Origin of the sequence: Planctomonas sp. JC2975 (genome assembly GCF_012985205.1) — a bacterium.
Classification (GTDB): Bacteria; Actinomycetota; Actinomycetes; order Actinomycetales; family Microbacteriaceae; genus Humibacter.
Genome location: NZ_JABEKS010000003.1, coordinates 337,145 through 361,607, shown reverse-complemented (window position 1 = coordinate 361,607; position 24,463 = coordinate 337,145). Strand labels below are relative to the sequence as shown.

The 24,463-nt window shown below is 66.7% G+C and carries 19 protein-coding genes; 15 read left to right on the top strand and 4 right to left on the bottom strand.

The genetic code is table 11. From position 1 onward, the window contains the following. Positions 1 to 47: 47 nt before the first annotated feature. The 3 genes from HII28_RS17720 to HII28_RS17710 form a co-directional block, all read right to left on the bottom strand. Positions 48 to 803 carry a phosphotransferase gene (locus HII28_RS17720; protein ID WP_170027157.1) on the bottom strand — a complete coding sequence of 252 codons (756 nt, stop codon included), beginning with the start codon at positions 801 to 803 and terminating at the stop codon, positions 48 to 50. 81 nt (positions 804 to 884) lie between these two features. Continuing rightward, positions 885 to 2,084: an MFS transporter gene (locus tag HII28_RS17715; RefSeq protein WP_170027156.1), complete on the bottom strand. Its 1,200-nt coding sequence runs from the start codon at positions 2,082 to 2,084 to the stop codon at positions 885 to 887. Between the two features lie 62 nt (positions 2,085 to 2,146). Beyond that, entirely contained in the window at positions 2,147 to 2,923 is a 777-nt protein-coding gene (locus HII28_RS17710) for an IclR family transcriptional regulator (protein WP_205865038.1), read from the bottom strand. Between the two features lie 196 nt (positions 2,924 to 3,119). On the opposite strand from HII28_RS17710, the gene HII28_RS17705 reads away from it, so the two are divergent. From HII28_RS17705 to HII28_RS17650, 12 genes are all read left to right on the top strand, one after another. Then, the gene (locus HII28_RS17705; RefSeq protein WP_170027154.1) at positions 3,120 to 4,076 is read left to right on the top strand and encodes a sugar ABC transporter permease; all 957 of its coding nucleotides are present in this window, start codon (positions 3,120 to 3,122) and stop codon (positions 4,074 to 4,076) included. Further along, the gene (locus HII28_RS17700) at positions 4,073 to 4,966 is read left to right on the top strand and encodes a carbohydrate ABC transporter permease (RefSeq protein WP_170027153.1); all 894 of its coding nucleotides are present in this window, start codon (positions 4,073 to 4,075) and stop codon (positions 4,964 to 4,966) included. The genes HII28_RS17705 and HII28_RS17700 overlap by 4 nt, the downstream gene beginning before the upstream one ends. Before the next feature lie 80 nt (positions 4,967 to 5,046). After that, positions 5,047 to 6,351, top strand: coding sequence for an extracellular solute-binding protein (locus tag HII28_RS17695; RefSeq protein ID WP_170027152.1), 1,305 nt, complete (start codon positions 5,047 to 5,049; stop codon positions 6,349 to 6,351). A 32-nt stretch (positions 6,352 to 6,383) separates the two neighbouring features. After that, complete coding sequence (locus HII28_RS17690; protein WP_346769396.1) at positions 6,384 to 8,729, top strand: FAD-dependent oxidoreductase; 2,346 nt, start codon at positions 6,384 to 6,386, stop codon at positions 8,727 to 8,729. Positions 8,730 to 8,805: 76 nt separating this feature from the next. Continuing rightward, on the top strand, positions 8,806 to 11,709 hold the full coding sequence (locus HII28_RS17685) for a TIM-barrel domain-containing protein (protein ID WP_170027151.1): 2,904 nt from the start codon (positions 8,806 to 8,808) through the stop codon (positions 11,707 to 11,709). 196 nt (positions 11,710 to 11,905) lie between these two features. Next, positions 11,906 to 13,285: an extracellular solute-binding protein gene (locus HII28_RS17680; RefSeq protein ID WP_170027150.1), complete on the top strand. Its 1,380-nt coding sequence runs from the start codon at positions 11,906 to 11,908 to the stop codon at positions 13,283 to 13,285. Between the two features lie 64 nt (positions 13,286 to 13,349). After that, a complete protein-coding gene (locus HII28_RS17675) occupies positions 13,350 to 14,285 on the top strand; it encodes a sugar ABC transporter permease (protein WP_170027149.1) in 936 nt (311 codons plus the stop codon). Further along, positions 14,282 to 15,262, top strand: a complete 981-nt coding sequence (locus tag HII28_RS17670) for a carbohydrate ABC transporter permease (protein ID WP_170027148.1) — start codon at positions 14,282 to 14,284, stop codon at positions 15,260 to 15,262. Before HII28_RS17675 ends, HII28_RS17670 begins: the two co-directional genes overlap by 4 nt. Beyond that, entirely contained in the window at positions 15,259 to 16,155 is an 897-nt protein-coding gene (locus HII28_RS17665) for an NAD(P)-dependent oxidoreductase (protein ID WP_170027147.1), read from the top strand. The genes HII28_RS17670 and HII28_RS17665 overlap by 4 nt, the downstream gene beginning before the upstream one ends. Beyond that, positions 16,152 to 17,420, top strand: coding sequence for an enolase C-terminal domain-like protein (locus HII28_RS17660; RefSeq protein WP_240978342.1), 1,269 nt, complete (start codon positions 16,152 to 16,154; stop codon positions 17,418 to 17,420). The genes HII28_RS17665 and HII28_RS17660 overlap by 4 nt, the downstream gene beginning before the upstream one ends. Further along, complete coding sequence (locus tag HII28_RS17655; protein WP_170027146.1) at positions 17,417 to 18,703, top strand: ROK family protein; 1,287 nt, start codon at positions 17,417 to 17,419, stop codon at positions 18,701 to 18,703. The genes HII28_RS17660 and HII28_RS17655 overlap by 4 nt, the downstream gene beginning before the upstream one ends. After that, positions 18,700 to 19,605: a hypothetical protein gene (locus HII28_RS17650; RefSeq protein WP_170027145.1), complete on the top strand. Its 906-nt coding sequence runs from the start codon at positions 18,700 to 18,702 to the stop codon at positions 19,603 to 19,605. The genes HII28_RS17655 and HII28_RS17650 overlap by 4 nt, the downstream gene beginning before the upstream one ends. A 91-nt stretch (positions 19,606 to 19,696) precedes the next feature. Here the strand turns inward: HII28_RS17650 and HII28_RS17645 are convergent, their stop codons facing one another. Next, the gene (locus HII28_RS17645) at positions 19,697 to 20,746 is read right to left on the bottom strand and encodes a LacI family DNA-binding transcriptional regulator (RefSeq protein WP_170027144.1); all 1,050 of its coding nucleotides are present in this window, start codon (positions 20,744 to 20,746) and stop codon (positions 19,697 to 19,699) included. 423 nt (positions 20,747 to 21,169) lie between these two features. On the opposite strand from HII28_RS17645, the gene HII28_RS17640 reads away from it, so the two are divergent. Genes HII28_RS17640 through HII28_RS17630 form a run of 3 tightly spaced genes read left to right on the top strand, consistent with a single transcriptional unit; the run spans position 21,170 to position 24,388 of the window. Next, entirely contained in the window at positions 21,170 to 22,495 is a 1,326-nt protein-coding gene (locus tag HII28_RS17640; RefSeq protein WP_170027143.1) for a sugar ABC transporter substrate-binding protein, read from the top strand. After that, complete coding sequence (locus HII28_RS17635) at positions 22,492 to 23,466, top strand: sugar ABC transporter permease (protein ID WP_170027142.1); 975 nt, start codon at positions 22,492 to 22,494, stop codon at positions 23,464 to 23,466. The genes HII28_RS17640 and HII28_RS17635 overlap by 4 nt, the downstream gene beginning before the upstream one ends. Positions 23,467 to 23,473: 7 nt before the next feature. After that, positions 23,474 to 24,388, top strand: a complete 915-nt coding sequence (locus HII28_RS17630) for a carbohydrate ABC transporter permease (RefSeq protein ID WP_205865037.1) — start codon at positions 23,474 to 23,476, stop codon at positions 24,386 to 24,388. The last annotated feature ends 75 nt before the right edge of the window (positions 24,389 to 24,463 follow it).

Here is a 24,463-nt window from a genome sequence, read left to right as displayed (position 1 = left end):
GGAACCACGGTTCCGCGCGGCGGATCTCGTTCGTTGGGGACCGCTCTTCAACGGATTCCGTTCTGGATCTCCGCGGCGTGACCGCGGAGATGCGCAGCGGCCCGCATCCAGTAGTCGCCGTGTCCGCTGACGGCCATGCTCGCCCACGGTTCGACGCCGGTGGTGATGCTGCCGATGAGCAGGTCGCGCATCGCTTCGGCGCGTTCGATCATCGCCGGCGCCAACGCGTCGCGATCGTCCGCCGAAGCCGCGTATCCGTCGAGGAACGTCCGGAGCAGCGCGAGCGAATCGGGCAACTCGTGATCGTGATCGAGCTGTGCGAACGCCCGTGCCGCGTACGCGAGGTCCGCGATCCTGGTCGTCGGTCCTGCGCCGTCCCAGTCGATGAACGTCCAACGCTCAGGGCTTCGGATCAGATTCCACGGCGCGAGATCGTTGTGGCAGATCAGTTCGTCGCCGGGGCGCCGCATCGCCGTCGTCCACGCGTCGGTCTCGTTCCGCGGAAAGGACGCGGCCGCCTCGTGGAGCGCGCGGATGCTCGCGCCGACCCGTTCCAGGTCGGCCGCGTCGAGCGGCAATTCGTCTATCGCCTCGATGCCGGGGACGAACTCGAGAACCTGCCGCCCGTGATCGTCCTTACCGAGAGGCTCAGGAACGAGGTCGCCGACCCGCGCGCGCAGATGCTCCAGCAAGCGCTGGACGCTGTTCGTCGATGTCGCCCATGGCTTGCGGACGGTGTCACCCCTCCGGACGACGAAGGACGAGGCGTTGCCTCCATCGAGCGGTATCTCCGGGGAAGCCATAGCGACAGTCTGGCCGCATGTCGGACGACCCCCGGTGCACGGCCGCGGAGCGACCGCTCGTTTCCTATCGCGCCGGCGATGTCACTTGCCAGGACGGGTCGCGGATGTCGTGCTGTCGTCGACGGGCGCCGGGTGGCGAGGGTACGCGGCGAGGATCACGGCTGACGCGATCCAGGTGACCCCGATCAGGGCCAGGAGCGTCCCAGCGGTGCCGCCCGGAAGCAGACCGGCAAGACCGGCACCTACGGCCGCGGCGGTCGCGCGCAGCCCGGCAGCGACGGTGAAGACCTGCGAGCGCAGTGGGCGAGGGCTGTGCCGGGTTCGCAGCAGGAGCATGGCGGCGACCCCCGGTCCGGTGGCGATACCCGAGAGCCCGATGAGGACGATCGCTCCTGGCAGCCCTGGCACGAGGGCTGCGGCGATCGTCAGGAGTCCTGTCACGACGGCCGCCGCAGCCATGACGACTGCGGCCGGGATGCGCCGGATCGGTCGAACCGTCACTGCGAGCGAGCCGAGCAGGGCGCCGATCGCGAACGAGGTGACGATCCAGGCCGCGTCGCTCTCGTGCTGTGTCGTCGCCATTGCGACCCCGATCGCAGCGATCGGCAGCGCACCCTGGCCGAGCTGGTTGAGTGTGCCGGAAGCCGTCACGGCGGCCAGGGGACGGTGCGTGACGATGAAGCGGGATCCCCGCGCGATCTCGCGGAGGATGCTGGGTCGATCCGAATGCTCGGGATGCGGCGGCAGCTTCAACAGAAGGCAGGCGATCGTGCCGACGGCCGCGATCGCCGCCAGGACGAACATCGAGATCCGACCGGATCCGAGTGTGATCGCCGCTGCGGCGATGGCCGGGCCCGCGACGCTGCCGATGTTGTAGGCGAGTGCGTCGGCGCCGAATGCGCGCTCGGCGGGGCCGGGGACGGCATCGGTCACGAAGCTCGACATCCCGCCCATGAAAAAGGGCGTGACGGCGCCGGCGACGATGAGGACGAGGACCACGACAGGGGTCGGGATCTGCCCGAGGAAGGCAGCGAGAGCGAACGCGACGGCGGTGACGACTCCCGACAGCACCATCAGCCGGCCGGGGTGGCGGCTGCGGTCGAGCAGGACGCCGGCGATCGGGGCAGCGAGCACGCTGGGTGCCAGTGACGCCGCCACCAATCCGCCGCCGACGGCGATGCTGTGCACCTCCTGCACGGCGAGGACGGGAAGCGCAGCCGCTGTCCCCGCGCTCGCAAGGCGCAACGGAACCGCCGCCGACAGGTATCTCGCGCTGTGCATCTGAGTCATTGAATCATCGCGGCGCTTCGGCCGCGGGTGCCGTCGACGACCGCGGTGCCGCCTCAGGCGGGAATGGCCGAGATGAGTCCCAGACCCACGCTGATGCGGTCGGCGGTCTCGATGGCTTCCTCGGAGAGCGAATCCAGGTCGCTGTCGCGCATCACCGTCATGCGACCGGAGATGGAGAGGGCGGCGACCACTCTGCCGCTGGCGTTGCGGATCGGAGCCGCGATGCACAGCCTTCCGAGTGCGAGCTCCTGGTCCTCGATGCACGTTCCTCGATCGGCCGAGCGGGCGAGCTCCTTGGTCAGAGCGCCGTGATCGGTGATGGTGTTGGCCGTGTAGCGCGGCAGTTCAGTGCCGAGGAGGTCGATGCGCTCGTCTTCGGAGAGGTCGAGCAGGAGGCACTTGCCGAGTGCAGAAGCGTGCAGCGGCTGGCGAAGGCCGACCATCGTGTGTGATTTGGACGCCTTGGCGCCCTCGAAGTGGCAGAGGTACATCACGGAGATGCCGTCGCGTACGCCGACGTTGACGCTGAGTCCGACTTTCTGGGCGAGCTCCTGCGCTGCGGCGCGTGATTCACGGTGCACAGGTATCTGGTTCAGCCCGTGCGTGGCGAGCGCGAAGATCGCCGTTCCGATCGAATACAGCTGTCCGTCCGGCTCCTTCCGCACGTAGCCGAGCTCCTCCAGCGTGGTGAGCAGACGGGCGGTGGTCGACGGGCCGAGGCCGATGGTGCGGCCGATGTCGGATGCCCGCAGCTGGCCGGTTTCCGATGCCCCGAGGGCGTCGAGCACCGACGCCGCACGCTGAATGCTCTGGTGTATCTCCGTGCTCACCGCTGCTCGCTTTCGCCGACTTCCGGACGGCATCCACGCCGTGCACCGATACACAGGATACCCGCCCATCGCCGCCGTGTGGTCACTAAGGGGGCATTCAATGCCGCTCATTGATGCGTGATTACCAGTGAGTGGTAATCCATGCCTGCTTGATGGTACGTTGGCCCGCAGCACACGACGGCGTATGAGGAGCCCCATGACGACGACCGACCTGAGGCCGCGAACGCAGCCGACGCGACCGCCAACCGAACAGGACGGCGGACGCGGGAAACGGCTCGGCGAGAAGAGCTTCGTCTTCCTCTTGCTCCTGCCAGGGCTCGTGCTCCTGCTCGCGGTGGTGCTCTACCCGCTCGTGCGGTCGCTGATCTCGGCCTTTTTCAAGGAGAGCCTGCTCTACCCAGGGACGACGTTCGTCGGCTTCGCGAACATCATGGACGTGCTGAAGGACGACTTCGGCCAGCTGTTCAGTCAGACGCTGATCTTCACCGTCGGATCGACGGTGCTGTCGTTCCTGCTGGGGATGGCATTGGCGCTGGTGCTCAACCAACGATTCCGCGGACGCACCGTCTTGCGCGGCGCGTTCCTCATCCCGTGGCTCGTCCCCGGTGTCGTGGTCTCGTTCCTGTGGATGTGGATCTTCGACGCCAACTACGGCGTGCTGAATGGCGTGCTCCAGGAGCTGCACATCATCGACCATCCGATCGCCTGGTTGTTCAACACGGGGACGGCGCGCGGTGCCCTGATCATCGCCAAGTCGTGGAACTCGTTCCCCTGGATGATGGTCATGATCCTGGCCGGCCTCCAGACGGTTCCCGGCGAGCTGCACGAGGCAGCCGCCATGGACGGCGCGGGGACGATCCGCCGGTTCTTCACCGTGACCTGGCCGCACATCAGCGGCGTCGCCGGTCTTGTCGTGCTGCTCGAGTTGATCTGGAACTTCCAGCACTTCGACACGATCTTCGTGCTCACCGGCGGCGGGCCAGCCGGCACGACCCAGACCTTCGCGACCCAGGTGTACGACACCGCGTTCAAGGGATACGACCTCGGCCACGCCGGTGCTCTCGGCCTGCTGTGGATGGTGCTTCTGATGGTGCTGGTCGTCGTCTACGTGACGTTCAGCGAGCGCGGCGAGAAGAAGGAGAAGGCACGATGACGGCGCTCGACGTGGAGGCGACGGGCGTGGAGACCGCGCACTCGGCCGGGAAGACACGCACCCGCAGCCGGCGTCGCCCGCGCTGGGGGACCTGGATCGCGCTGGCCGTGCTCGTGCTCTTCGCGTTCCTTCCGCTGTACTGGCTGGTCGTCACCTCGCTGACGCCGAACACGCAGGCATTCAGTTATCCGCCCCGGCTGTTCCCCACGCAGATCACGTTCGACAACTTCGCCACGATCTTCCGAACGCCGGCGATCTTCCGGTACCTGCAGAACAGCGTGATCGTCTCCGTCATCACCGCGGTGCTGTCTGTGGCCATCTCCATGTACATGGGCTACGCGTTCTCGAAGTTCCGATTCCGCGGCCGCAAGTCGCTGATGTACTTCGTGCTCTCCAGCCAGATGTTCCCTCAGGCGCTGCTGCTGGTGACGCTGTACGTGGTGTTCGCGCAGTTCCACCTGCTCAACACGTACTTCGCGCTCATCCTGTCGTTCACGACGTTCACGCTTCCGCTCTGCGTGTGGATGCTGAAGGGATTCTTCGACGCCCTGCCTGACGACCTGATCGAGGCGGCGAAGATCGACGGGGCCGGCCCGTGGCGCACGTTCCACTCCGTGATCCTGCCGCTCGCCGCGCCAGGGCTCGTGGCAGCAGGGCTCTTCGCCTTCGTGCGCGGCTGGAACGACTTCATGTTCGCGCTGACGTTGGCAGGACCGGACAAGCAGACGCTCCCGCCCGGGCTCGTGAACATGTTCATCACCGAGTCGAGCACCGCATGGCCCGCGCTGATGGCGGCGTCCCTCCTCGTCTCCGTGCCAGTCAGCGTCGCGTTCATCGCACTGCAGCGCTTCCTCGTCGGCGGCGTCACCGCCGGCGCCGTCAAGGGCTGAAGCCCGTCTCGAGGCGCATCCCGGCCTCGCAGGACCACCAGAGAAACACCAGCACCACACATTCCATTCGAAGGAGAATCATGACCAAGGACATCAGCAGACGTGACGTCTTCCGCTTCGCCGCCGTCGGTCTCGGCGGCCTGGCGATCGCGGGAACGGTGGCGGGCTGCAGCTCGGACGGCAACGGCGCCTCCGCCGGCCGCTCGCCGACCGCAGGCAAGGCGACCGACTTCTCGTTCGCATCGTGGGGGATGTCGGAGGCGGCGACGAAGCCGACCCTCGGCGCCGCGGTCGATTCGTTCGGCCAGAAGAAGGGCGTCACCGTCAAGACGCCGAGCTACGACTACAACGACTACCTGAACCAGCTCACCCTGCAGGTGCGCGGGGGACAGTTCGCCGGTGCGGCTCAGCTCGACGTCGCTTGGGCGTCCGGATTCGCGGCACTCGGCAAGCTGCGCGACCTGTCGGGCCTCGCGACCGGCCGCGGCTACACCGAGGCCGCGCTCAAGGCTGGCCAGGTCGACGGAAAGCAGATCGGCCTCCCGTGGACCATCGCGGCAATCGGGCTGATCACCAACTCCGAACTGCTGCAGAAGGCGGGCATCACCACTCCGGCGACGACCATCGACGCCTTCGAGGATCAGCTGCGGTCGCTGAAGGCGCTCGGCGGCGGGCTCATTCCGTATGCGGCCTCGACGAAGGCTGCCCAGCTGAAGGACATCCTCGTGTGGATGCAGACCTTCGGCTCGCCCCTCATCGACGGCAAGAAGTGCACGATCGGCGACGCGGCATCCGTGAAGGCCGTCACCTGGTACAAGAAGCTCTACGACGACGGGCTCATCGCGCCGGACGTCGACCGTGCGGCTGCGCGCACGCTCTTCGCCCAGGGCAAGACGGCGATCTACGACGATGCTCCCGTCGGCAAGGCGGGTGTCGTCGCGTCGTCTCCCGACAAGAACCTCGCCGACAAGATGTCCTCCATGGCACGGCCGGTGCTGACAAAGGGCGACACCCCTGTCGAGGTGCTGTGGGGTCACCTGGTCACTGTTGTGGACGGTGACGGCGCAGACACGGCCGGGCAGTTCGCGCAGTGGCTGACCAGTGACACGACGCAGACGCTCGACTACTTCTCGAAGCTCGGCCTTCCGCCGACCACGAAGGCGGCCCTGGGCTCGAGCGAGATCGAGAAGGACACGTTCATCAGCGACTTCTCGAAGCGGGTCACGGTCAACGCGGCAGCCGAGCCGCTCTGGAAGTTCCCGCAATACGCGCAGATGGAGACCGAGATCGCCAACCAGGTTCAGGCCGTCCTCATCGGTAGTGCATCGCCGAAGGATGCCATGAAGCAGGCCGGTCAGGCGGTGCAGCAGCTCATGTCGGCGTAGTCCGTGCAGCGGGGTGGTGTCGCGTCACGTCGGTGCGGCACCACCCGACCGCCTCGTCTCAGCAGGCGGCGCCGGACGGCCGGCTGCCGCATCCCATCGCGATCCTCGATCAGGAAGTCATGTACCAGCAGACCGTAGAGCACGACATCACCATCATCGGCGGCGGATTGGCGGGTGTCAGCGCGGCGATCAGTGCCGCGCGCCTCGGCAAGTCAGTCGCGCTCGTCGGGAACCGTCCGGTTCTCGGCGGCAACTCGTCGTCCGAGGTGCGGGTGTGGGTCGTCGGAGCGACAGCCCACGGCGTGCAGCGATTCGCGCGGGAGACGGGCGTGATCGGTGAGCTCTACGTCGAGAACCAGTACCGCAACCCGGACGGCAATCCCATCCACTGGGACGAGGTCGTGCTCGACGCTGTGCGTGCCGAGCCGAACATCCGGCTGTTCCTGAACACCGACGTTCGCGACATCGTCATGGGCGAGGCGGACGGGCATCCGGTCATCGTCAGCGCTCGTGGCTGGACCATGGGCTCTGAGATCGAGACCACTTTCGTGAGTCCGCTCTTCTTCGACTGCACGGGCGACGGACTGATCGGGCACCTTGCGGGCGCCGAGTACCGGCTCGGCCGGGAGGCGCGCGAGGAGTACGGCGAGGAATGGGCGCCGGAGTCGGCCGACCGCGAGTTCCTCGGATCCACCCTGCTCTTCTACACGAAGGATGCCGGGCATCCGGTCGAGTTCGTTCCGCCGGAGTCCACCAAGGACATCACGCAGACACCCATCCCTGTGTCGCGCGTGATCCGAAGCGGCGACACCGGCGCGCACTACTGGTGGATCGAGTGGGGCGGCGAGCTCGACATCGTGCAGGACAACGAACGGATCAGGGACGAGCTGCGCTCGGTCATCTTCGGCGTCTGGGACTACATCAAGAACTCGGGCAGGTTCGATGCCGACACCCTCGACCTCGAGTGGGTGGGATCGATGCCGGGCAAGCGCGAGTACCGCCGGTTCCTCGGCGACCACGTGCTCACGCAGAACGACATCCTCGATCAGACCGAGTTCCCCGACGCGGTGGGCTTCGGGGGATGGTCCATCGACCTGCATCCGGTCGAGGGCATGTACGCGAAGGAAGCCGGGGCGCACCAGCGCTATTCGGACGGCATCTACGGCATCCCGTTCCGCAGCTACTACTCCCGCACCGTCGCCAACCTGATGTTCGCGGGGCGGGACATCTCAGCCTCGCACGTCGCATTCGGATCCAGTCGCGTCATGGCGACGTGCGCCGTGGGCGGGGAGGTCATCGGGACGGCCGGAGCGCTCGCGCTCGACCTCGGGGTGAGCCCTCGCAGGCTCGCGGACTCGCACGCCGACGAGCTCAGGCAGCTGCTGCTGAAGCAGGACGCCTCGGTGTTCGGTGTCGTGAACACCGACCCGCTCGACAAGGCACGCACGGCACGGGTGACGGCATCAAGCAGGCTGCGAGACGTCGATCCGGATGCGGTGAGTCCGCACGCCGAGTGCGCCATGATCCCTCTGGACGCCGATCTCGCACTCGTCCTCCCCGTCGACCCGGCGATCGAGGAGGCGGACGTGCTGCTCAGCGTACCCCGGGACATGACGCTCGATGTGTCGCTCTGGACGACCGGCAAGCCGCAGAACTGGGTCCCGGTCGTTCTCGAGCGCGAGCTCACCGTCGACGTTGCAGGAGCGGATGCGCCGCAGTGGGTGAGCATCCCCGTGCAGTGGCGGCCGGAACGACCCGAGAACCTGGTCCTGGTGCTCGGCTCTGCGGAAGGCGTCGAGGTGCACGCCCGGGTCGCGCAGGTGCCGGGGGTGCTCGCGCTGCCGCACAAGCCGGGCGCGGACGGCGACGCGAACGTCGCCGTCGAGACGGCGGAGCCCGTCGTCGCTTGGCCCGCCAGACCGCTGCGCGGCACGAGCGCCCGGATTCGCCTGAGCCCCCCGACCGAGGCCTTCGCGCCGGAGAAGGCGGTGGGCGGATACCAACGGCCGTATGGCGGGCCGCAGCTCTGGGTCTCCGAGCCCAGCGACTTCGCAGAGGCGGAGTGGCTTCGACTCGACTGGGATGCGCAGCAGACGATCGACACCGTCGACCTCGTGTTCGACGACGACGTCGACGTCGAGCTGAACACCCTGCACCACCACCGCACGCCCGATCGGATCTTCCCTGAGCTCGCCCGCGACTATGCCGTCGACGTGCTCGACGGCGACGGATGGCGTGAGGTCGTCACCGTGCGCGACAACCGTCGCCGGCACCGCCGGCATGCGATCGAGCCCGTGAGCACGCGCGCGATGCGGGTGCGCATTCTCGCGACGAACGGCGCCCAGCAGGCCAGGATCGTCTCCCTTCGCAGCTACTGACTTCACCGCGCGGATCCCGCGCACTCCGAGCACCACAGGGCAGAGCGCTCATACGCAACGACGAGTAAGGAGCACCATGAAGAAACGCCTATCGCGAGGGCGGGGGCGCACGCGCCTCGCCCTCCTGATCGCTGGGGTGCTGGCAGCAGTGCCGGCGATAGCCGTCTCGGCTGCACCGGCCGCTGCGGCATCCGACGACGCCGTACTCCTCACGACGCATTCGACCGGGTACACGGAGAACGGCACGTGGGCGACCGCGCGGGATGCGAGCTACGGCGGAATCCAGCCTCGCTATAGCCGCACGGCAGGCGACACAGCGACCTGGACGACGAGCGTGCCCACCACGGGGCGCTACACCGTCGCCGTCTACTACCAGAGCTCGACGGACAACGGCAGGCACGTCGGCTACTCGTGGTCAGGCCAGACCGGGGGAGCGCTGGACTTCGATCAGAGCAAGGGCGGAGGCGGGTGGACGACTCTCGGGACAGCCCAGATCGATTCGGGGTCGGCCTTCACCTTCACCGTCACGGCCAGTACCGGTCAGGCCGTGACGAATACGGCACTCGGCGCGATCACGCGGGCAGACGCCCTGCGGCTGACGCCGACCGGGCCCGCCTGCGACACGGTCACCACGCCGGCGGCGCCCGCCAAGACATCCATGCAGCGCTTCGGCGGCTACGCGTTGAAGCAGGAAGGCTCAACCGCCCGCGTCGAGACGACGAAGTGGGCGATGAACGTCGACCGTGACGGATTCCGCTACTCGTTCGAGCGCAATGGCAAGCAGGTCGCCGGCGCGAACCAGACGACGGGGCTCGTGCTCGGCTTGAACTCCACGGAGTTGTGCAGCGCAGTGTCGGCATCGGTGAAGGGAGCCGATGCGAAGGGCGTGACCTTCTCCGTGCTGTTCTCCAACGGTCGGACGGCCACCGTGCACGTCGCCGCCGACGCCGACACCGCGAAGCTCTCCGTCACGCCCGATGACGGAAAGTCCAGCGTCATCCGCGCACAGCTCGCGGGCGGGATGAACCCGGCCTACGGTCTCGGCGATCTGGGCGGCACGAGCAGCGACCTCAACGTCTACGGCATCAAGAACCTCGACTTCTACGCCCAGACCTCGTCGGCGACGACGAGCATGCGGTTCGTCTCGAACTTCACGGTCTTCCCGGATCGCGGATTCGGGCAGGTCGCGTTCGACAACGGCCACCTCGCCGTGCAGATCGACGACTCGGCGACGCTCCTCGGCGTCACGGGCACGTCGATGGCCTCCCTCGACTACTTCTTCGGCGACATGGCCACCGTCTACAAGGCGTACTCGAACGCGCGGCACGCCGCCGGATATCCGGATGCGAAGCCGGACTACAACTTCTTCGGCGTCGGCTACGAGTCGTACGGCGCGCTCGCATACAACACGAACCAGCAGACCATCGAGGCCTCCGTGCAGAAGTACCTCGACGAGGGGTATCCGATCAGCTGGGCCGTCACCGGATCCGGCTTCTGGCCTTACGTCGGCGACGCGCAGGGCACCACGTCGAGCTTCGGCATGTGGGGATCGAAGTATCCGGATCCGGATGCCTACAAGGCGTTCTTCTCCGACCGGGGCATCAACCTCATCCTCGGCCTGCGGCAGTCGTTCCCCGCGCTCCCGTCCGCCGGCGGCACGTACGACCCGGCGAAGGACGGTCCGTGGGTGCAGGAGGGCCTCGACAAGGGCTACTTCATCAAGAATGCGGATGGCACTCCCCGCACGTTCTCGACCATCTCGTTCCCGAGCGGACGCGTATACCTCGTCGATCCCGACAACCCGGCGGCGGTCGAGTGGTTCGTGCAGAACGAGGAGCTGTGGGGAGCGCAGGGCTTCAAGGAAGACCACATGTTCGACGCGACGGCGAACGACTTCGCCGACAACGCCCTGGTCAACGCCATCGACGAGGCGCTCGTGAAGGCCGGCGAGCAGGTCATGGTGCGCAACAGCGCCTACTCGGTGCCGGGGTCGATCCTGCGCGAGAACGACACCGACTACAACCAGGGTCCGAAGGATCGCGACCGCACCGTCGTCAACGGCCTCGCGTTCGCCGCGAGCGGCGAGGCGAACTTCTATCCGGACATCGTCGGCGGACGGCCGATGAGCGACCTGGAGACCAATGCCGACAAGCAGAAGTATCTCACCCGCAACGCGATGATGGCCGCCGTCTCGCCCGCCATGTCCTTCGGCAACGAGCCGTGGAGGATGAGCGACGAGTCCCTGCGGGCCGCAACGGTCAAGGCCGCCCAGTGGCACGCCGAGTACCAGCCGTACATCTATTCGGCCGCCGTCGACTCGTGGCGAACGGGGTATCCGTCCACGGCGACTCCGCTGCCGATCGCCTATCCGACCGACACGAACACGTACGACCTCGTGTCGTACAGCGCGAAGCAGTACGAGTGGATGATGGGTCCGTCGTTGCTCGTGGCTCCGTTATACGGCAGCGACACCGGGACGGCGATGGCTCGTGACGTGTATCTGCCAGCCGGTCAGTGGATGGACATCGAGACAGGGGAGCGGTTCACCGGTCCGACCACCATTCACGACTACGCGCAGCCCTTCGGGAAGGTCCCGGCCTTCGTGGGCGGGACGGGCATCCTGGTGCACACGACGGCGACGGGCGAGAAATCCACGACGGTGTCGTCTTCCGTCTCGGCACAGGTGTTTCCGGTCGCCCAGCGCGGTGCCGCCTACACCTACACGGCTGCCGACGGGAAGACGATGTCGACCATCACGGCGATGAACACGAAGTGGAACGCCAAGTCGATCGTCGTGCGCGTCGACGGCAAGGGAAAGCCGGTTCCGTTCACGGTGGACAAGACGACCGGGGCCATCCAGTTCCCGATCGTCGCAGGAGCGAACTACGTCGTCTCCGACAAGGGCGGCTCCGGCGACCAGGGGAACCAGGGGAGCCAGGGGAACCAGGGCGACCAGGGCGACCAGGGGAACCAGCAGTAATCCGCCCCTGTCGAGAGCCGGTCACCGCGTCATCGGTGGCCGGCTCTTCCGTGCGCGTCGGCAGTCGTCATCCGTCGTCCGAAAACAAGCCCTTGATTTAATAACACTCTTGGTTTTATATTTTCGGACAACGCCGGAACGCGACCCATCCCCGGCGGACCATGCAACGCACCAATCCCACAACCCAGGAGTTTCAATGAAGAAACGAGCAGTCAAGGTCGCTGTGCTGATCGCCTCCATCAGCACGATCGCGGCGCTGACCGGATGCACGAGTTCGGGCACCGGCAATGCCGCCGACCAGAGCAAGGCCGACCCCAAGGCGAAGGTCACCATCACCGTCGGCGACGAGCCGACGGCGGACAAGAAGGCCGACCGCGCCAACTTCCTGAAGCAGGTCGACCAGTTCGAGAAGATGTACCCGAACATCACGGTCAAGCCGACCACGGAGTACTGGCAGGCGCAGTCGTTCCAGGCGAAGCTCGCCGGCGGCACCCTGCCCGACACGATGAACGTGTCGCTCACCTACAGCAAGCAGCTCATCGCCAACGGGCAGCTGCCGAACATGACGCCCTACCTGAAGCAGATCGGTCTGCTGCAGGATCTCAACCCGCTCGCTCTGAAGAACGTTCAGGACGACAAGGGCGACGTCTACACGATTCCTTACGGCCTGTTCTCGGTCGGGATCGCCTACAACCGCAAGATCTTCACCGAAGCGGGTCTCGACCCGAACAAACCGCCGACGACGTGGGACGAGGTGCGTCAGGATGCCAAGGCGATCCACGACAAGGTGCCGAACGTCGCCGGTTACGCCCAGTTGACGACCAATAACACGGGCGGCTGGATGCTCACCACCATGACCTACAGCATGGGCGGAACCGTCACCGACAAGGCCGGCAAGAAGTCGACCATGGGTGCGCAGACCGAGGAGGCCCTGCAGGCGCTGCACGACATGCGCTGGACCGATGGTTCGATGGGCAGCCAGTTCCTGTACAACCAGGACGACATCCGCAAGGCGTTCTCCGCCGGCAAGATCGGCATGGTGCTCCAGGCACCGGACATCTACAACCAGGCTGTGCACCTCTACGGCATGAACCCGGACGACTTCGGCGAGGGTGCCCTGCCGCAGGCCAACGGCACCAACGGAACGCTCACCGGCGGCACGATCGCCATGTTCAACGCGAAGGCGTCACCGAACCAGCTGCTCGCCGCGGCGAAGTGGGTGAAGTTCATGAACTTCCAGCAGTACTTCGACAAGGATCTCGCCATCGCGAACGCCAAGGCATCGGGAGCCGACGGCTCCGCGGTAGGAACACCGGGACTGCCGCCGGTGACCCAGAAGGTCTACGACCGGTACATGGGCTGGATCAAGGATCAGATCAACGTGCCCCTCGACCAGTTCAAGGGATACACCGCATCGACGCTGCCGCTCGTCCCTGAGCCCGCGGACGCCCAGGACACCTACGCAACGCTCGATCCCGTGGTGCAGAAAGTGCTGACGGATCAGAACGCCGACATCAAGTCGCTGGTCTCGACTGCCGCCACGACCATCAACCGGACGCTCGCGCAGCAGCGCTGAGCCAGTGCGGGTGGGCGGGCCCGGTCGCACCGGCCCGCCCACCTGCACGGTTACGGACGAACGAATGTCTCGAACTGTCTTTGTCGATGTCCCGCGGCTGAAGCCGCAACGCGGCCGCGGAGTGGTGCGGTGGTACCGCTCCGGCGGTCTGACCGCCGTGCTCTTCGCGATTCCGGTGGTGCTGATCTTCCTGTACTTCAGCTGGGGTCCCGTCGTGCGCGGCGTGCTCATGAGCGTGGAGAAGACGAACCTCGTCGGGCCAGCGCTCTGGGTCGGGCTGAACAACTTCACGTACGTGCTCACCGATCCCGGCCTGCCCCAGGCCGCGCTCAACACCGGGTACTACGCCCTGCTCGGGCTGGTGTTCGGGTTCCCGGTGCCCATCCTGATCGCCGTGTTCGTCAACGAACTGCGGCGCTTCGGATGGATGTACAACCTGCTCGCCTACCTGCCGGCCGTCGTGCCGCCGGTGGCCGGCATCCTGCTCTGGAAGTTCTTCTACGACCCCTCCAGCGACGGCATCTTCAACAGCATGCTCGGATGGATCGGGCTCGGACCGTATCCGTGGCTGAACTCCGAAGCCATGGCCATGCCGTCCCTGGTGCTCTACACGACGTGGGCAGGCGCCGGAGCGACGGCGATCATCTACATCGCGGCGATCGGCGGCATCAGCTCCGAGCTGTACGAGGCCGCCGAGATCGACGGCGCAGGCATCTGGTCGCGCCTGTGGCACATCACGATCCCGCAGCTGCGGGGCGTGATCTTCATCATGATGCTGCTGCAGCTGATCGGCACGTTCCAGCTGTTCACCGAGCCGTTCCTCTTCACAGGGGGCGGACCGAACAACGCCACGCAGACGATCATGCTCAAGATCTACAACTACGCGTTCGTCAACGGCGACTACGGCGCGGCCACGGCTCTCAGCGTGATCCTCGCGCTCTTCCTGTGCGTGCTCTCGATCGTCTACCACTTCATCACCAAGCGTTGGAGCCCGTCATGAGTGCAGCAGGTCAGAGCATTGTCATCGCGCCGGCCGAACTGGAGACGATCGAAGCGGAAGCGCCGCGCAGGCGCCGCCGGCGGCAGCAGGAGGTCAAGGAGCGCGGGGCCATCTCCTCCGCCGACCGCAAGCGTCCGGTCGTGATCGCGAGCATGTGGATCCTGCAGGTCGTGATGTTCATCGGCCTGCTGGTTGCCGGGCTGGGGCCGATCGCGTGGTCTGCTCGGGCATCCGTCGCGAACAGCCAGGCCATCATCAGCAACCCGATGGGCATCTGGACGACGCCACTGCAGTGGGGGAACCTGCCGCTGGCGTGGAACGGCGCGCAGATCGGGGCATCGCTCGGCAACACGGTGCTCGTCGCCGTGGGCTGCACCGTCGCGACGCTGTTCGTCAGTGCGACGGCCGCCTACCTGCTCAGCGTGCTGCGGCCGAAGTGGAGCCCGATCCTCTCCGGAGCGATACTCGCGACGCTCTTCCTCCCCGGCGTGATCAGCCTGGTGCCGCTGTATCTCACGATCCTGAGCATGCCGGTGCTGAATGTCAGCCTGCTCAACACCTTCTGGGGGGTATGGCTTCCGGCGGGTGCGAGTGCTTTCAATGTGGTTGTGCTGAAGCGGTTCTTCGACTCGATCCCGCGCGAGCTCATCGAGGCGGCGCGGATCGATGGCGCGAGCGCCATCCGCGTGTTCACGACGGTGGTGATCCCGCTGTCGCGGCCGATCCTCGGCGTGGTGACGCTGCTCACGATCATCGCGTCGTGGAAGGACTACCTCTGGCCGATGCTGGTTCTGACGAATCCGAGTCTGCAGCCGGTATCGGTGACGCTGGGCAACTTCGGCAACGGGACGACACTGCCGTTCGCGGTGCAGATGGCCGCCGTGTTCCTGACGATCATCATTCCCGTGGTGCTGTTCGTCATCTTCCAGAAGCAGTTCCTGCGCGGGGTCAGTGCGGCAGGAGGACTCAAGGGATGACGCAGATCGACGGCAGGCGTGTGCTGGTGACAGGAGCTGCTGGGCGCATCGGCAGCGTGACGACCCGGCACCTCGCGGAGCAGGGAGCCCTCGTCACCGCTCTGTGCCAGCCGGGGCAGGCCGTGGACGGCGCGGATCGGGTCGTGCACGGAGACACCCGCTCGGAGCGGGATGTCGCGGCGGCGCTCGCCGATGTCGAACTGGTCGTGCACCTTGCTGCCCTTCCACACCGCGACGCCGGCTCGCCGTACGACGTCTACGCGACCAACGTCATCTCCACCTTCAACGTGCTCACGCAGGCGGCGCAGCGCGGTGTGCGCAGGGCCGTCGTCGCCGGCAGCATCAACCGATACGGCCTGCCGCAGGGCGTCGACCGGGATGCCCGCCCGCCGTACTTCCCGCTCGACACGGACATCCCCGCCGACGTCTCCGACTGGTACTCGCTGTCGAAGCTGAACGACGAGAACGCGTCGCACATGGTCAATCGACGGTGGGGAGTCGACATCGTGACCCTGCGGTTCCCGCACGTGAACACGATGGCTGCGCTGACGGCCGTTGCTGCGCAGCTGACGGCGGACCCACGGCCCGGACTCACCGAGGCGTGGGCGTATCTCGATGTGAGGGACGCCGCGCGCGCGATCGAGCTCGGTCTGGAAACGGATGCCCGCGGCGCGAACGCGTTCTATCTCGCGGCCCCGACAACGAGCATCCCGTATCGCACGGAGGACGTTCTGGACGCCCTCGCACCCGACGTGCCTCGGCACAAGCGCTTCGTCGAACGCGAGGTGCCGATGGACCTGACGGACGCGGAACGCCTGATCGGATTCCGGGCGCAGCACCTGCTCGACCTGGAGACGCGGGACCTGCCGGCGGATATTCCGCTGACGGCATGAACACGAAAGAGACGATGAACACCTTCGAGAACCCCTGGCGCCCCCGCACGGATCTGCGCATCACCTCCGTTCGCGCGATCGTCACCGCGCCGGAGGGCACCGCCCTCGTCGTCGTGCGGATCGACACGAACGAGCCCGGCCTCTACGGCCTCGGCTGCGCCACCTTCACCCAGCGCTGGATGGCGGTGCGCTCGTTCATCGACGATCACGTCGCGCGACTGCTCATCGGGCGGTACCCGGGTGACATCGGAGATCTGACGCGTCTCATCGGGTTCACGGGATACTGGCGCGGGGGCCCGGTCACGAACAACGCCATCTCCGGTGTGGACCAGGCGCTCTGGGACATCGCGGGCAAGCGTGCCGGAATGCCGGTGCACGAACTGCTGGGCGGCAAGGTGCGCGCTGCGGCCGACACCTACCTGCATGCAGACGGCCGAACGATCGATGAGGCCCTCGACAGCGCAGAACGCCTGATCGATCGCGGCCAGCGCTACGTGCGGCTGCAGGTGTCGACCCCGGGCGGCGGCGGATACGGCGCACCGGCGATGCCGACCGAGTATCCGGATGCGCCCTACCGCAACGGCTGGAGCGCCCGCGACTACCTGCGGCGCACGCCGGCGCTCTTCGAGGCCGCACGCGATCGTCTGCCCGACAACATCGAGCTGCTGCACGACGTGCACTCGAGGCTCACGCCGAAGGACGCGGTCTGGCTCGCCCGTGCGCTCGAGCCGTACCGCCTGTTCTTCCTGGAGGACGTGCTGCCGCCCGAGCACTGGGACCGCCTCCCGGAGGTTCGGGCGGCGAGCCCCATCCCGATCGCGGTCGGCGAGTTGACCACGTCGTTCCAGGATGCCGCGCGGCTCATCCAGAACAAGGGCGTCGACCTCATCCGCAGCCACGTCTCCGACATCGGAGGGCTCACCGCGGGCCGCAAACTCGCGGATCTGGCGGAGGCGAACGGCATCCGCACGGCCTGGCACGGCCCAGGGGACACCTCGCCGATCGGCGCGGCCGCGAACGTGGCGCTCGATGTCATATCGCCGGCGTTCGGCATCCAGGAGGGCCACGTCTACAACGAGGCAACGCACGAGGTCTTCCCGGGTACTCTTCGTATCGAGGACGGCTGGCTGACGCCCAACGATGCACCGGGGTGGGGTATAGACATCGACGAGAGCGCGGCGGCCCGTTACCCGGCCGAACTCTCGGGGCACGACGCCTGGGCGGCGGGGGTGCGCCGACCGGATGGCGCTCTGGAGGCCCCATGACACACGTGACCGAGGGCCCCATAGCAGGGCCTCGCCCGACGTCGCCGCTGGTGCGACCGCGCAAGGCGGATCGGCGGGCTCAGAGCGGGGCGAACCAGTACGACCTCGGATCGTTCAACGAGGCCACGATCATCGAGACCATCCGCCAGGCCGGCGTCATCAGCCGTACGGAGGTTGCCGAGCGCACTGGACTGACGCAACAGTCAGTGTCGCGCATCCTCAGGGTGCTGCTCGACCGCGGCCTCGTCGTGGAGGGCGAGCAGGTGCGAACCGAACAGGTGGGCAAGCCACGCACGACCGTCCGACTGCGGGCGGAAGCCGCGCACGCTGCGGGCGTGCTCGCTGACCCGACATCGCTGACCTTCGTGCTCTCCGACCTTGACGGCGGGATGGTCGACCGACGCGTCGTCGACCTCGGTGCCGACGTCTCGCCGAATGCGCTGGTCGACCTCATCGGCGACAGCATCGACGACATGGTGGATGCCTCGGGCATCGAGCCCGAGTCGTTCCTCGGCGTCGGCGTGGCGACACCTGGCCCGATCACGCCGGACGGCTCGCTGCTGGAGCTGCCGCTCTCAAGGTCCTGGCGCAACGTTCCGCTCCGCGACATGCTCGAAGCGCGGCTCGGATGCCCGGTGATCGTGCAGAAGGACGGCGAGGCCGCGGCGGTGGGCGAGCGCTGGGTCGGCCGCACGAAGCGCTCGGGCGATTTCGTGTTCCTGTACTTCGGAACCGGAATCGGATCCGGCCTCGTGCTGAACGGTGATGTGTATCGCGGGATCAGCTCCAACGCCGGCGAGTTCGGGCAGCTGTGCGCCATCCGCGTCGGGCGCACCGACGACGACGGACGTCCCGTGCTGGTTCGAGAGTGCAACCCGACTGCGGCGCTTCCGGAGATCGCGAAGGAGCTCGGATACGCAGGCCCGGCGACCACCTATCGGGAGCTGTGCGAAGAGGTGGGCAAGGGGGAGGCGCACGCTGTGGCGGCCGCCGAGCAGATCGCATCCGTGATCGCCCAGGGCGCTGTGGCCCTCATCGACCTGCTCGACCTGCCGCTCATGGTCATCGGCGGTCCGGTGTTCGAGCCCGAGCTTCAGGAGCTGGTCGTTTCCGAGATCTCGCGGGAGGTCAACGCCGTCCCCACGGCTCACTCCGCGCGGAAGGTGCGCGTCGAGCGCTCCGTGCTCCAGGGCGAGGCCGGCGCTCTCGGCGCGGCATCCTCCATTTTCCACAACACGTTCGCCCCGCGGATGGGCCGCATGCAGGGGTCGATGGCTCTATGAATCACACCGCCCCCGCGACTGCGCCGGCGGATGCACCTGAACAGGAACACCTGACCATCGGATCCGATGCGCTCTCCGTGCGCGTCGACCCTCGTGGTGCACGCATCGCCTCCATCGTCGACTGCCTCACGTCCACCGAGTTCTTGCTCGTCACGCCGTGGGCGGACGAGGTGTGGGATCCCGTTCCGTTGTCGCAGGGATCCAGCACGGAATGGCATCGCAGGTACCCGGGTGGATGGCACACCCTCGTGCCGCACTCGGGCGACGAACGCTCGGTGGGCGGGGTGGAGCATCCGTTCCACGGAGAGGCATCATGGCGCATCTGGCGTCTCGTGGATGCCGGACCGTCGTCGTGCACGCACGAGGTCGTGCTGCGCACGGTGCCGCTGCGCGTGCGGCGGAGCGTGCGGATCGACGGAGGAACCGTGCGCGTGACGCAGACGGTGACCAACCTGTCGCCCGACGCGGTTTCGTTCACGTGGACGGAGCATCCGGCGCTCGGACCGGCCGTCGTCGGACCGCGTTCGCGCGTGATCGTCGCCGGTGAGGATGCGGGCGTGCAGTTCCCGCGAGACGAGGGCGGGGTCGGCGGATTCCGCTCGCTGGAGGTCTCCGGCCCAGGCGACGCCGAGATCATCGATCCGGACACGGGCGCCTTCGTGCGTTTGAGGTGGGACACGGACCTGATGCCGCACCTGCACCTCTGGCAGGAGCACCATGCGACCGACGGATTCCCGTGGTGGCGCTCCGTGAACACCATCGCGCTCGAGCCGGCGTCGCGGGCCTACTGGCCGGAAGACGACCAGCTCGGTCCGGTCGTGGTCGCAGGGCGCGGAAGCGTCACCGGCGAGTTCGCGCTCGAGGCGGGCTTCACTGCGGAAGGAGCCGGAAGGCGCCGGTGACGGCCTCGGCGCCTGCGCGGCCCTGTAACGCGACGCGGCGACGCGGGGGCAACAGCACCGAAGACGCGGCACCTGGACGAGGCTCCGCCGGCTAAGCCGACTCCCGAACCACAAGAGTGACGGGCATCCGCTGCGACTGGATCGGGCGACCGTCGACGGCGCCGAGAACCTGCGTGACCAGTTCGCGGGCGATGGCGGAGATGTCCTGTCGCACCGTCGTCAGCGGAGGCACGACCGTGCGACCGGTCGTTGAGTCGTCGAATCCGGCCACGGCGACATCGTCGGGCACACGAAGCCCGAGCTCCTCGGCCACCTCGATCGCACCGGCAGCGAGCACATCGGATACGGCGTACACGGCGTCGGGGCGATCCGTCCGGTCCATCAGCGTGCGCATCGCGGCAGCACCCGCCTTCACGGTGTAGTCGCTCGCCTCGACGATCAGGTCTTTGCTCACCACATCGCCGACGATGTCGGTGAAGGCGCGCAGCCGGAGCTTCGAGCCCAAGGTCTCCAGGTGAGTCGTGATGACGCCGACCCGACGGTATCCGCGCTCGAGGAAGTGCGCGCCCAAGACCTTTCCGCCTTCGTCCTCGTCAGCGGCCACGAACGGCAGCGGATCCGAATCGGGGAACGGATGCCCGGCCATGATGACCGGGATCGGGTGCGACTCGAGCAGCTGGATGAATTCGTCCGCACGCGGTTCGGTGGTGGAGAGGTAGATCATCCCGTCGACGTGCCCGCCTTCGAGGAACCGGATGAGCCGGGTCCTCGCCGCGCTCGTCGCGCCGGTCATGAACACCAGCGAATAGTCGAAGCTGGCGAGCTCATCGGTGATGACCTGGAGGAACAGTGCGTAGTTCGGGTCGGTGAACAGCTCGGTCGCCGGTGCACCCAGTACCAGCGCGAGGCTGCCGGTGCGGCGCAGGGCCAGCGAACGGGCGCTGGAATTGGCGACGAATCCCGTTCGGTCCATCGCGGCCAGCACGGCTTCCCGAGTCGGGTCGGCCACCCAGTTCTTCCCGTTGAGCACTCGAGAGACCGTGCCCTTCGAGACGCCGGCCTCCCTGGCGACGTCGGAGATCGTCGTCCGCTTGGCACCCCGTGGGATGACGACGGCCTCTGATGCCTGCCCTGCACTCATTCCTGCTCCCCAGTACGAATCCGGCGCTCGGTGCTCGACCGAGAGCCGCATCTCCCGCATCACCATACGGTCGCGGCCGTCGATCCGATGCTCCGACATCTCGCGCCTCCGCTTGACAGCCTCCGGAGGCGGGTCTTATGGTCTCCACCTGAGACCGGTTTTAGGAGGTTCCTCCTCACAACTGTAACCGGTCTTAGGCAGTCGGCCCAGCACGTGGGTCGACGCGCAGCTCCTACAGAGAGGTAGAGACGATGGCGCATCCTGACGTGCGCGGCCGTGGCGTCCTCCGTGCCATGGAGCGCGCCGCGCGAGCGGCCGAATCATCCAGGTCGATCGCGGCTTCTTTCCGGAAGGCGCTTCCGACATCCGCAATTCACCCATGCAACGCACATGTTCACTGAAGAACGAGAAGGGTGCATCACAGTGGCAACAGAAATCACACGCCGATCCGTACTGCGCGGATCGCTGCTCGCGGCGGGAGCCGTCGCGTTCGGCTCGACGCTGGCCGGCTGCACGGCAGGCGGTTCGGGCGGCTCAGGAGGCAAGAGCACCGTCACCGTCATGTGGCAGAGCGCCGAATTCACGCCGGCATACATCAAGGACTTCGAGAAGAAGAACCCCGGCATCACGATCAAGTTCATCGAGTTCGACCAGAACCGCCTGAATGCCATGCTGACCGCGGGCAACCCGCCGGACGTCGTGCGCGGAAGCCCGAGCGCGAACCTGTTCGCCCGCCAGCTCGCGTCGCCGCTCGACGACTACATCGCGAAGAGCAAGGTTATCCACGCCGCCGACCTCGAGGCGGTGAACGACCTCTGGCGCTGGGACGGAAAGAAGCTCGGATCGGGCAAGCGCTACGGCCTCATCAAGGACTTCAGCCCCGACAACACGATCTGGCAGAACGAGGCCATGTTCACGCAGGCGGGCGTCACGCCGCTGAGCACGTCGACGCCGGCGAGCTGGGACGACCTCCTCGACACAGCGAAGAAGCTGAAAGCGGGCGGAATCTTGATGCCGCTCGGCATCGAGTGGCAGTGGGGCGTTAGCGGCATCGTGGCGAACATGATCGAGCAGCAGGGCGGTCAGCTGTTCAATGACAGCCTGACGAAAGCGCAGCTGGACACCCCCGAAGGCATCAGGGCGATCCAGTGGCTGATCGACTACGGCAAGGCAGGCCTCGGGCCGACCTCGCTGAACCCGCTCACCGACGGGCAGGACGCCCCCACATTCGTGGCAGGCAAGATGGCGATGACGAAGGACGGCTTCTGGTTCGGCGCGAACTTCCAAGCCACCGACGGTGCGACAGTCGGCAAGACGGCATCGCTTGCGCCTGCGCCGACATTCGGCAAGCGCATCAGTCCGGTGCTCGGCGCCGTCGGCGGCTGGATCCCCTCCGCATCGAAGAACAAGGATGGCGCATGGAGTGTCATCGAATACTTCATGGGCGGTCAGCCCGCTATCGATCGGGCGAAGAGCGGATGGGGTTTGCCGGCGCTGACGTCGCTCTGGAAGTACATCCCGGCCGACGAGCCGTACCAGAAGCAGGCGATCGCCCTGGCGAAAGAGGAGGTCACCTACGTCAAGCCCGGGCAGGACTCGCCGTATATCGACGGCACTGCCTGGAATGGCGACCTGGACAAGGCGCTGCAGGCCGGAATCCAGGGATCGCAAACGGCTGAGCAAATCGCGCAGTCCGTGCAGAAACAGATGAACGTGCTTCTGGCACAGGGCAAGGACCAGCTGGGATGACAGCCATCACAGCCAACGCGACCGCGGGGGCTCGAACGAGCTCTCGCGGTCGCGGGTGGAAGCGCTACAGGGCGGGGACGTTCTACCTGTTCATCTCGCCGTGGATGTTCGGCTTCGTGCTCCTCACGTTCGCGCCGATCGTCTACGCCCTTGCGGTGAGCTTCACCAACTACGACGGGGCCTCTCCTCTGTGGCGATTCGTCGGCTTCAGCAACTACGTCGAGATCTTCACGGAGAGCCCGGACGTGTGGGCGAGCCTGCTCCGCACATTCGGTTACACGATCCTCGTCGTACCGCTGTCCGTCGCCGGCGGGCTGGTTCTCGCGATCCTCGTGAACCGGCGCATCCGTGCGCGCGGTGTGGTGCGGGCCATCTTCTTCGTGCCGTCCGTCGTCCCCGTCGTCGCCGTCGCCATCATGTGGCGGCTCATCTTCAACCGGGATGCCGGCCTGCTCAACGGCATCCTTGCGATCTTCGGCATCCACCCGGTGACCTGGCTGGCCGATCCCTACGCCTTCTACGCGCTCCTCATCATGACGCTCTGGGGGTTGGGCGGCGGCATGATCATCTCGCTGGCAGCGTTGCAGGATGTCCCCGCCGAGCTCGAGGAGGCGGCACGCCTCGACGGAGCGGGGACCTGGCGCACGATCTGGAACGTCACCGTTCCGCTGATCTCGCCGATGCTGTACTTCCAGGTGATCACGGGCATCATCGCGTCGCTGCAGGTGCTCGTCCAGCCGCTGCTGCTCGCCGAGACGAGCACGGTGTCCCAGTCCTCGAACGTGCCGACCTCCTCGACCATGTACATGGTCGAGGTGTACAACGAGTTCTTCTTCAACCACCGGTTCGGGTTCGGGTCGGCGATGTTGTGGATCTTCTTCGTGATCGTGCTCTCGCTGACCCTGATCCTGCAGCGCGCCAGCAGGCGTTTCGTCTTCTACCAGGTCGACACCGACGTCGACGAGAAGTGAGTCCGTCATGACCACCACCACCGAACGCCCCCCGGCCACGCGCGCGATCGTCGTGCCGGAGAAGCACCGCAAGGATCGCGGGGGAGATGCGGCCACCGGGCAGAAGGCGTCCGTCTGGGTATACATCCTGGTGATCGTTTGCGTGGCGATCTTCGGAGTGCCCTTCGTCTGGATCGTGCTGACCGCGCTCGCCAGTCCGCAGCAGCTGGCCGAAGGCGCTGCGGCGCTGCTCGACCTCTCGAACCCGCAGTGGTCGAACTTCGTCGAAGCGTTCACGAAGATCGACTTCCTCGCCTACACGGGCAACTCGCTGTTCCTGTCGCTCCTCACGTGCATCCTCACGACGGCCAGCAGCGCCACCGTCGGATTCGCGTTCTCGCGGTTCCGTGCGCCGGGCAAGAAGGTGTTGTTCACCATCATCTTGGCGACCATGATGATCCCGTCCATCGCGACGCTCATCCCCACGTACGTGCTCTTCGCGCGCCTCGGGCTCGTTGGCACGTACTGGCCGTGGGTTCTCTGGGGCATCGCGGGCACCCCGTACCTCATCTTCTTGTTCCGTCAGTTCTTTAGCGCCATTCCGATGGAGCTCGAGGACGCGGCCATCATCGACGGCGCCGGTTGGTTCCGCATCTACGTTCGGGTGTTCCTGCCCCTGGCGAAGCCGGCGCTGCTGACAAGCGCGCTGCTCTCGTTCACCTGGGCGTGGGGCGACTATTTGGCGCCTTCGCTGCTGCTGAACATCAACAACACCACGCTCGCGGTCGCCACGGCGAACGGCTACGTCGATCCGCACGGCAGCGGAATCCCGACGCTGCAGGCTGCGGCAGCGATCATGTATCTGCTGCCGGTGATCGTCATCTTCCTGTTCACCCAGAAGCAGTTCATGGGCTCGTCGCTCGGCTCGTCGGTGAAGGGCTGACACGCTGCATCCGCATCCGCATCCGCATCCGTCCCGCGGCGGCGACTGCCGTCTCACGTCTCTGGACGTCGCATC

Excerpts from the sequence above, each read along its gene's own strand:
- HII28_RS17720 (WP_170027157.1), bottom strand. The coding sequence starts at position 803 with ATGGCTTCCCCGGAGATACCGCTCGATGGAGGCAACGCCTCGTCCTTC.
- HII28_RS17715 (WP_170027156.1), bottom strand. The coding sequence starts at position 2,084 with ATGCACAGCGCGAGATACCTGTCGGCGGCGGTTCCGTTGCGCCTTGCG.
- HII28_RS17705 (WP_170027154.1), top strand. The coding sequence starts at position 3,120 with ATGACGACGACCGACCTGAGGCCGCGAACGCAGCCGACGCGACCGCCA.
- HII28_RS17700 (WP_170027153.1), top strand. The coding sequence starts at position 4,073 with ATGACGGCGCTCGACGTGGAGGCGACGGGCGTGGAGACCGCGCACTCG.
- HII28_RS17695 (WP_170027152.1), top strand. The coding sequence starts at position 5,047 with ATGACCAAGGACATCAGCAGACGTGACGTCTTCCGCTTCGCCGCCGTC.
- HII28_RS17685 (WP_170027151.1), top strand. The coding sequence starts at position 8,806 with ATGAAGAAACGCCTATCGCGAGGGCGGGGGCGCACGCGCCTCGCCCTC.
- HII28_RS17680 (WP_170027150.1), top strand. The coding sequence starts at position 11,906 with ATGAAGAAACGAGCAGTCAAGGTCGCTGTGCTGATCGCCTCCATCAGC.
- HII28_RS17675 (WP_170027149.1), top strand. The coding sequence starts at position 13,350 with ATGTCTCGAACTGTCTTTGTCGATGTCCCGCGGCTGAAGCCGCAACGC.
- HII28_RS17670 (WP_170027148.1), top strand. The coding sequence starts at position 14,282 with ATGAGTGCAGCAGGTCAGAGCATTGTCATCGCGCCGGCCGAACTGGAG.
- HII28_RS17665 (WP_170027147.1), top strand. The coding sequence starts at position 15,259 with ATGACGCAGATCGACGGCAGGCGTGTGCTGGTGACAGGAGCTGCTGGG.
- HII28_RS17660 (WP_240978342.1), top strand. The coding sequence starts at position 16,152 with ATGAACACGAAAGAGACGATGAACACCTTCGAGAACCCCTGGCGCCCC.
- HII28_RS17655 (WP_170027146.1), top strand. The coding sequence starts at position 17,417 with ATGACACACGTGACCGAGGGCCCCATAGCAGGGCCTCGCCCGACGTCG.
- HII28_RS17650 (WP_170027145.1), top strand. The coding sequence starts at position 18,700 with ATGAATCACACCGCCCCCGCGACTGCGCCGGCGGATGCACCTGAACAG.
- HII28_RS17645 (WP_170027144.1), bottom strand. The coding sequence starts at position 20,746 with ATGAGTGCAGGGCAGGCATCAGAGGCCGTCGTCATCCCACGGGGTGCC.
- HII28_RS17635 (WP_170027142.1), top strand. The coding sequence starts at position 22,492 with ATGACAGCCATCACAGCCAACGCGACCGCGGGGGCTCGAACGAGCTCT.
- HII28_RS17630 (WP_205865037.1), top strand. The coding sequence starts at position 23,474 with ATGACCACCACCACCGAACGCCCCCCGGCCACGCGCGCGATCGTCGTG.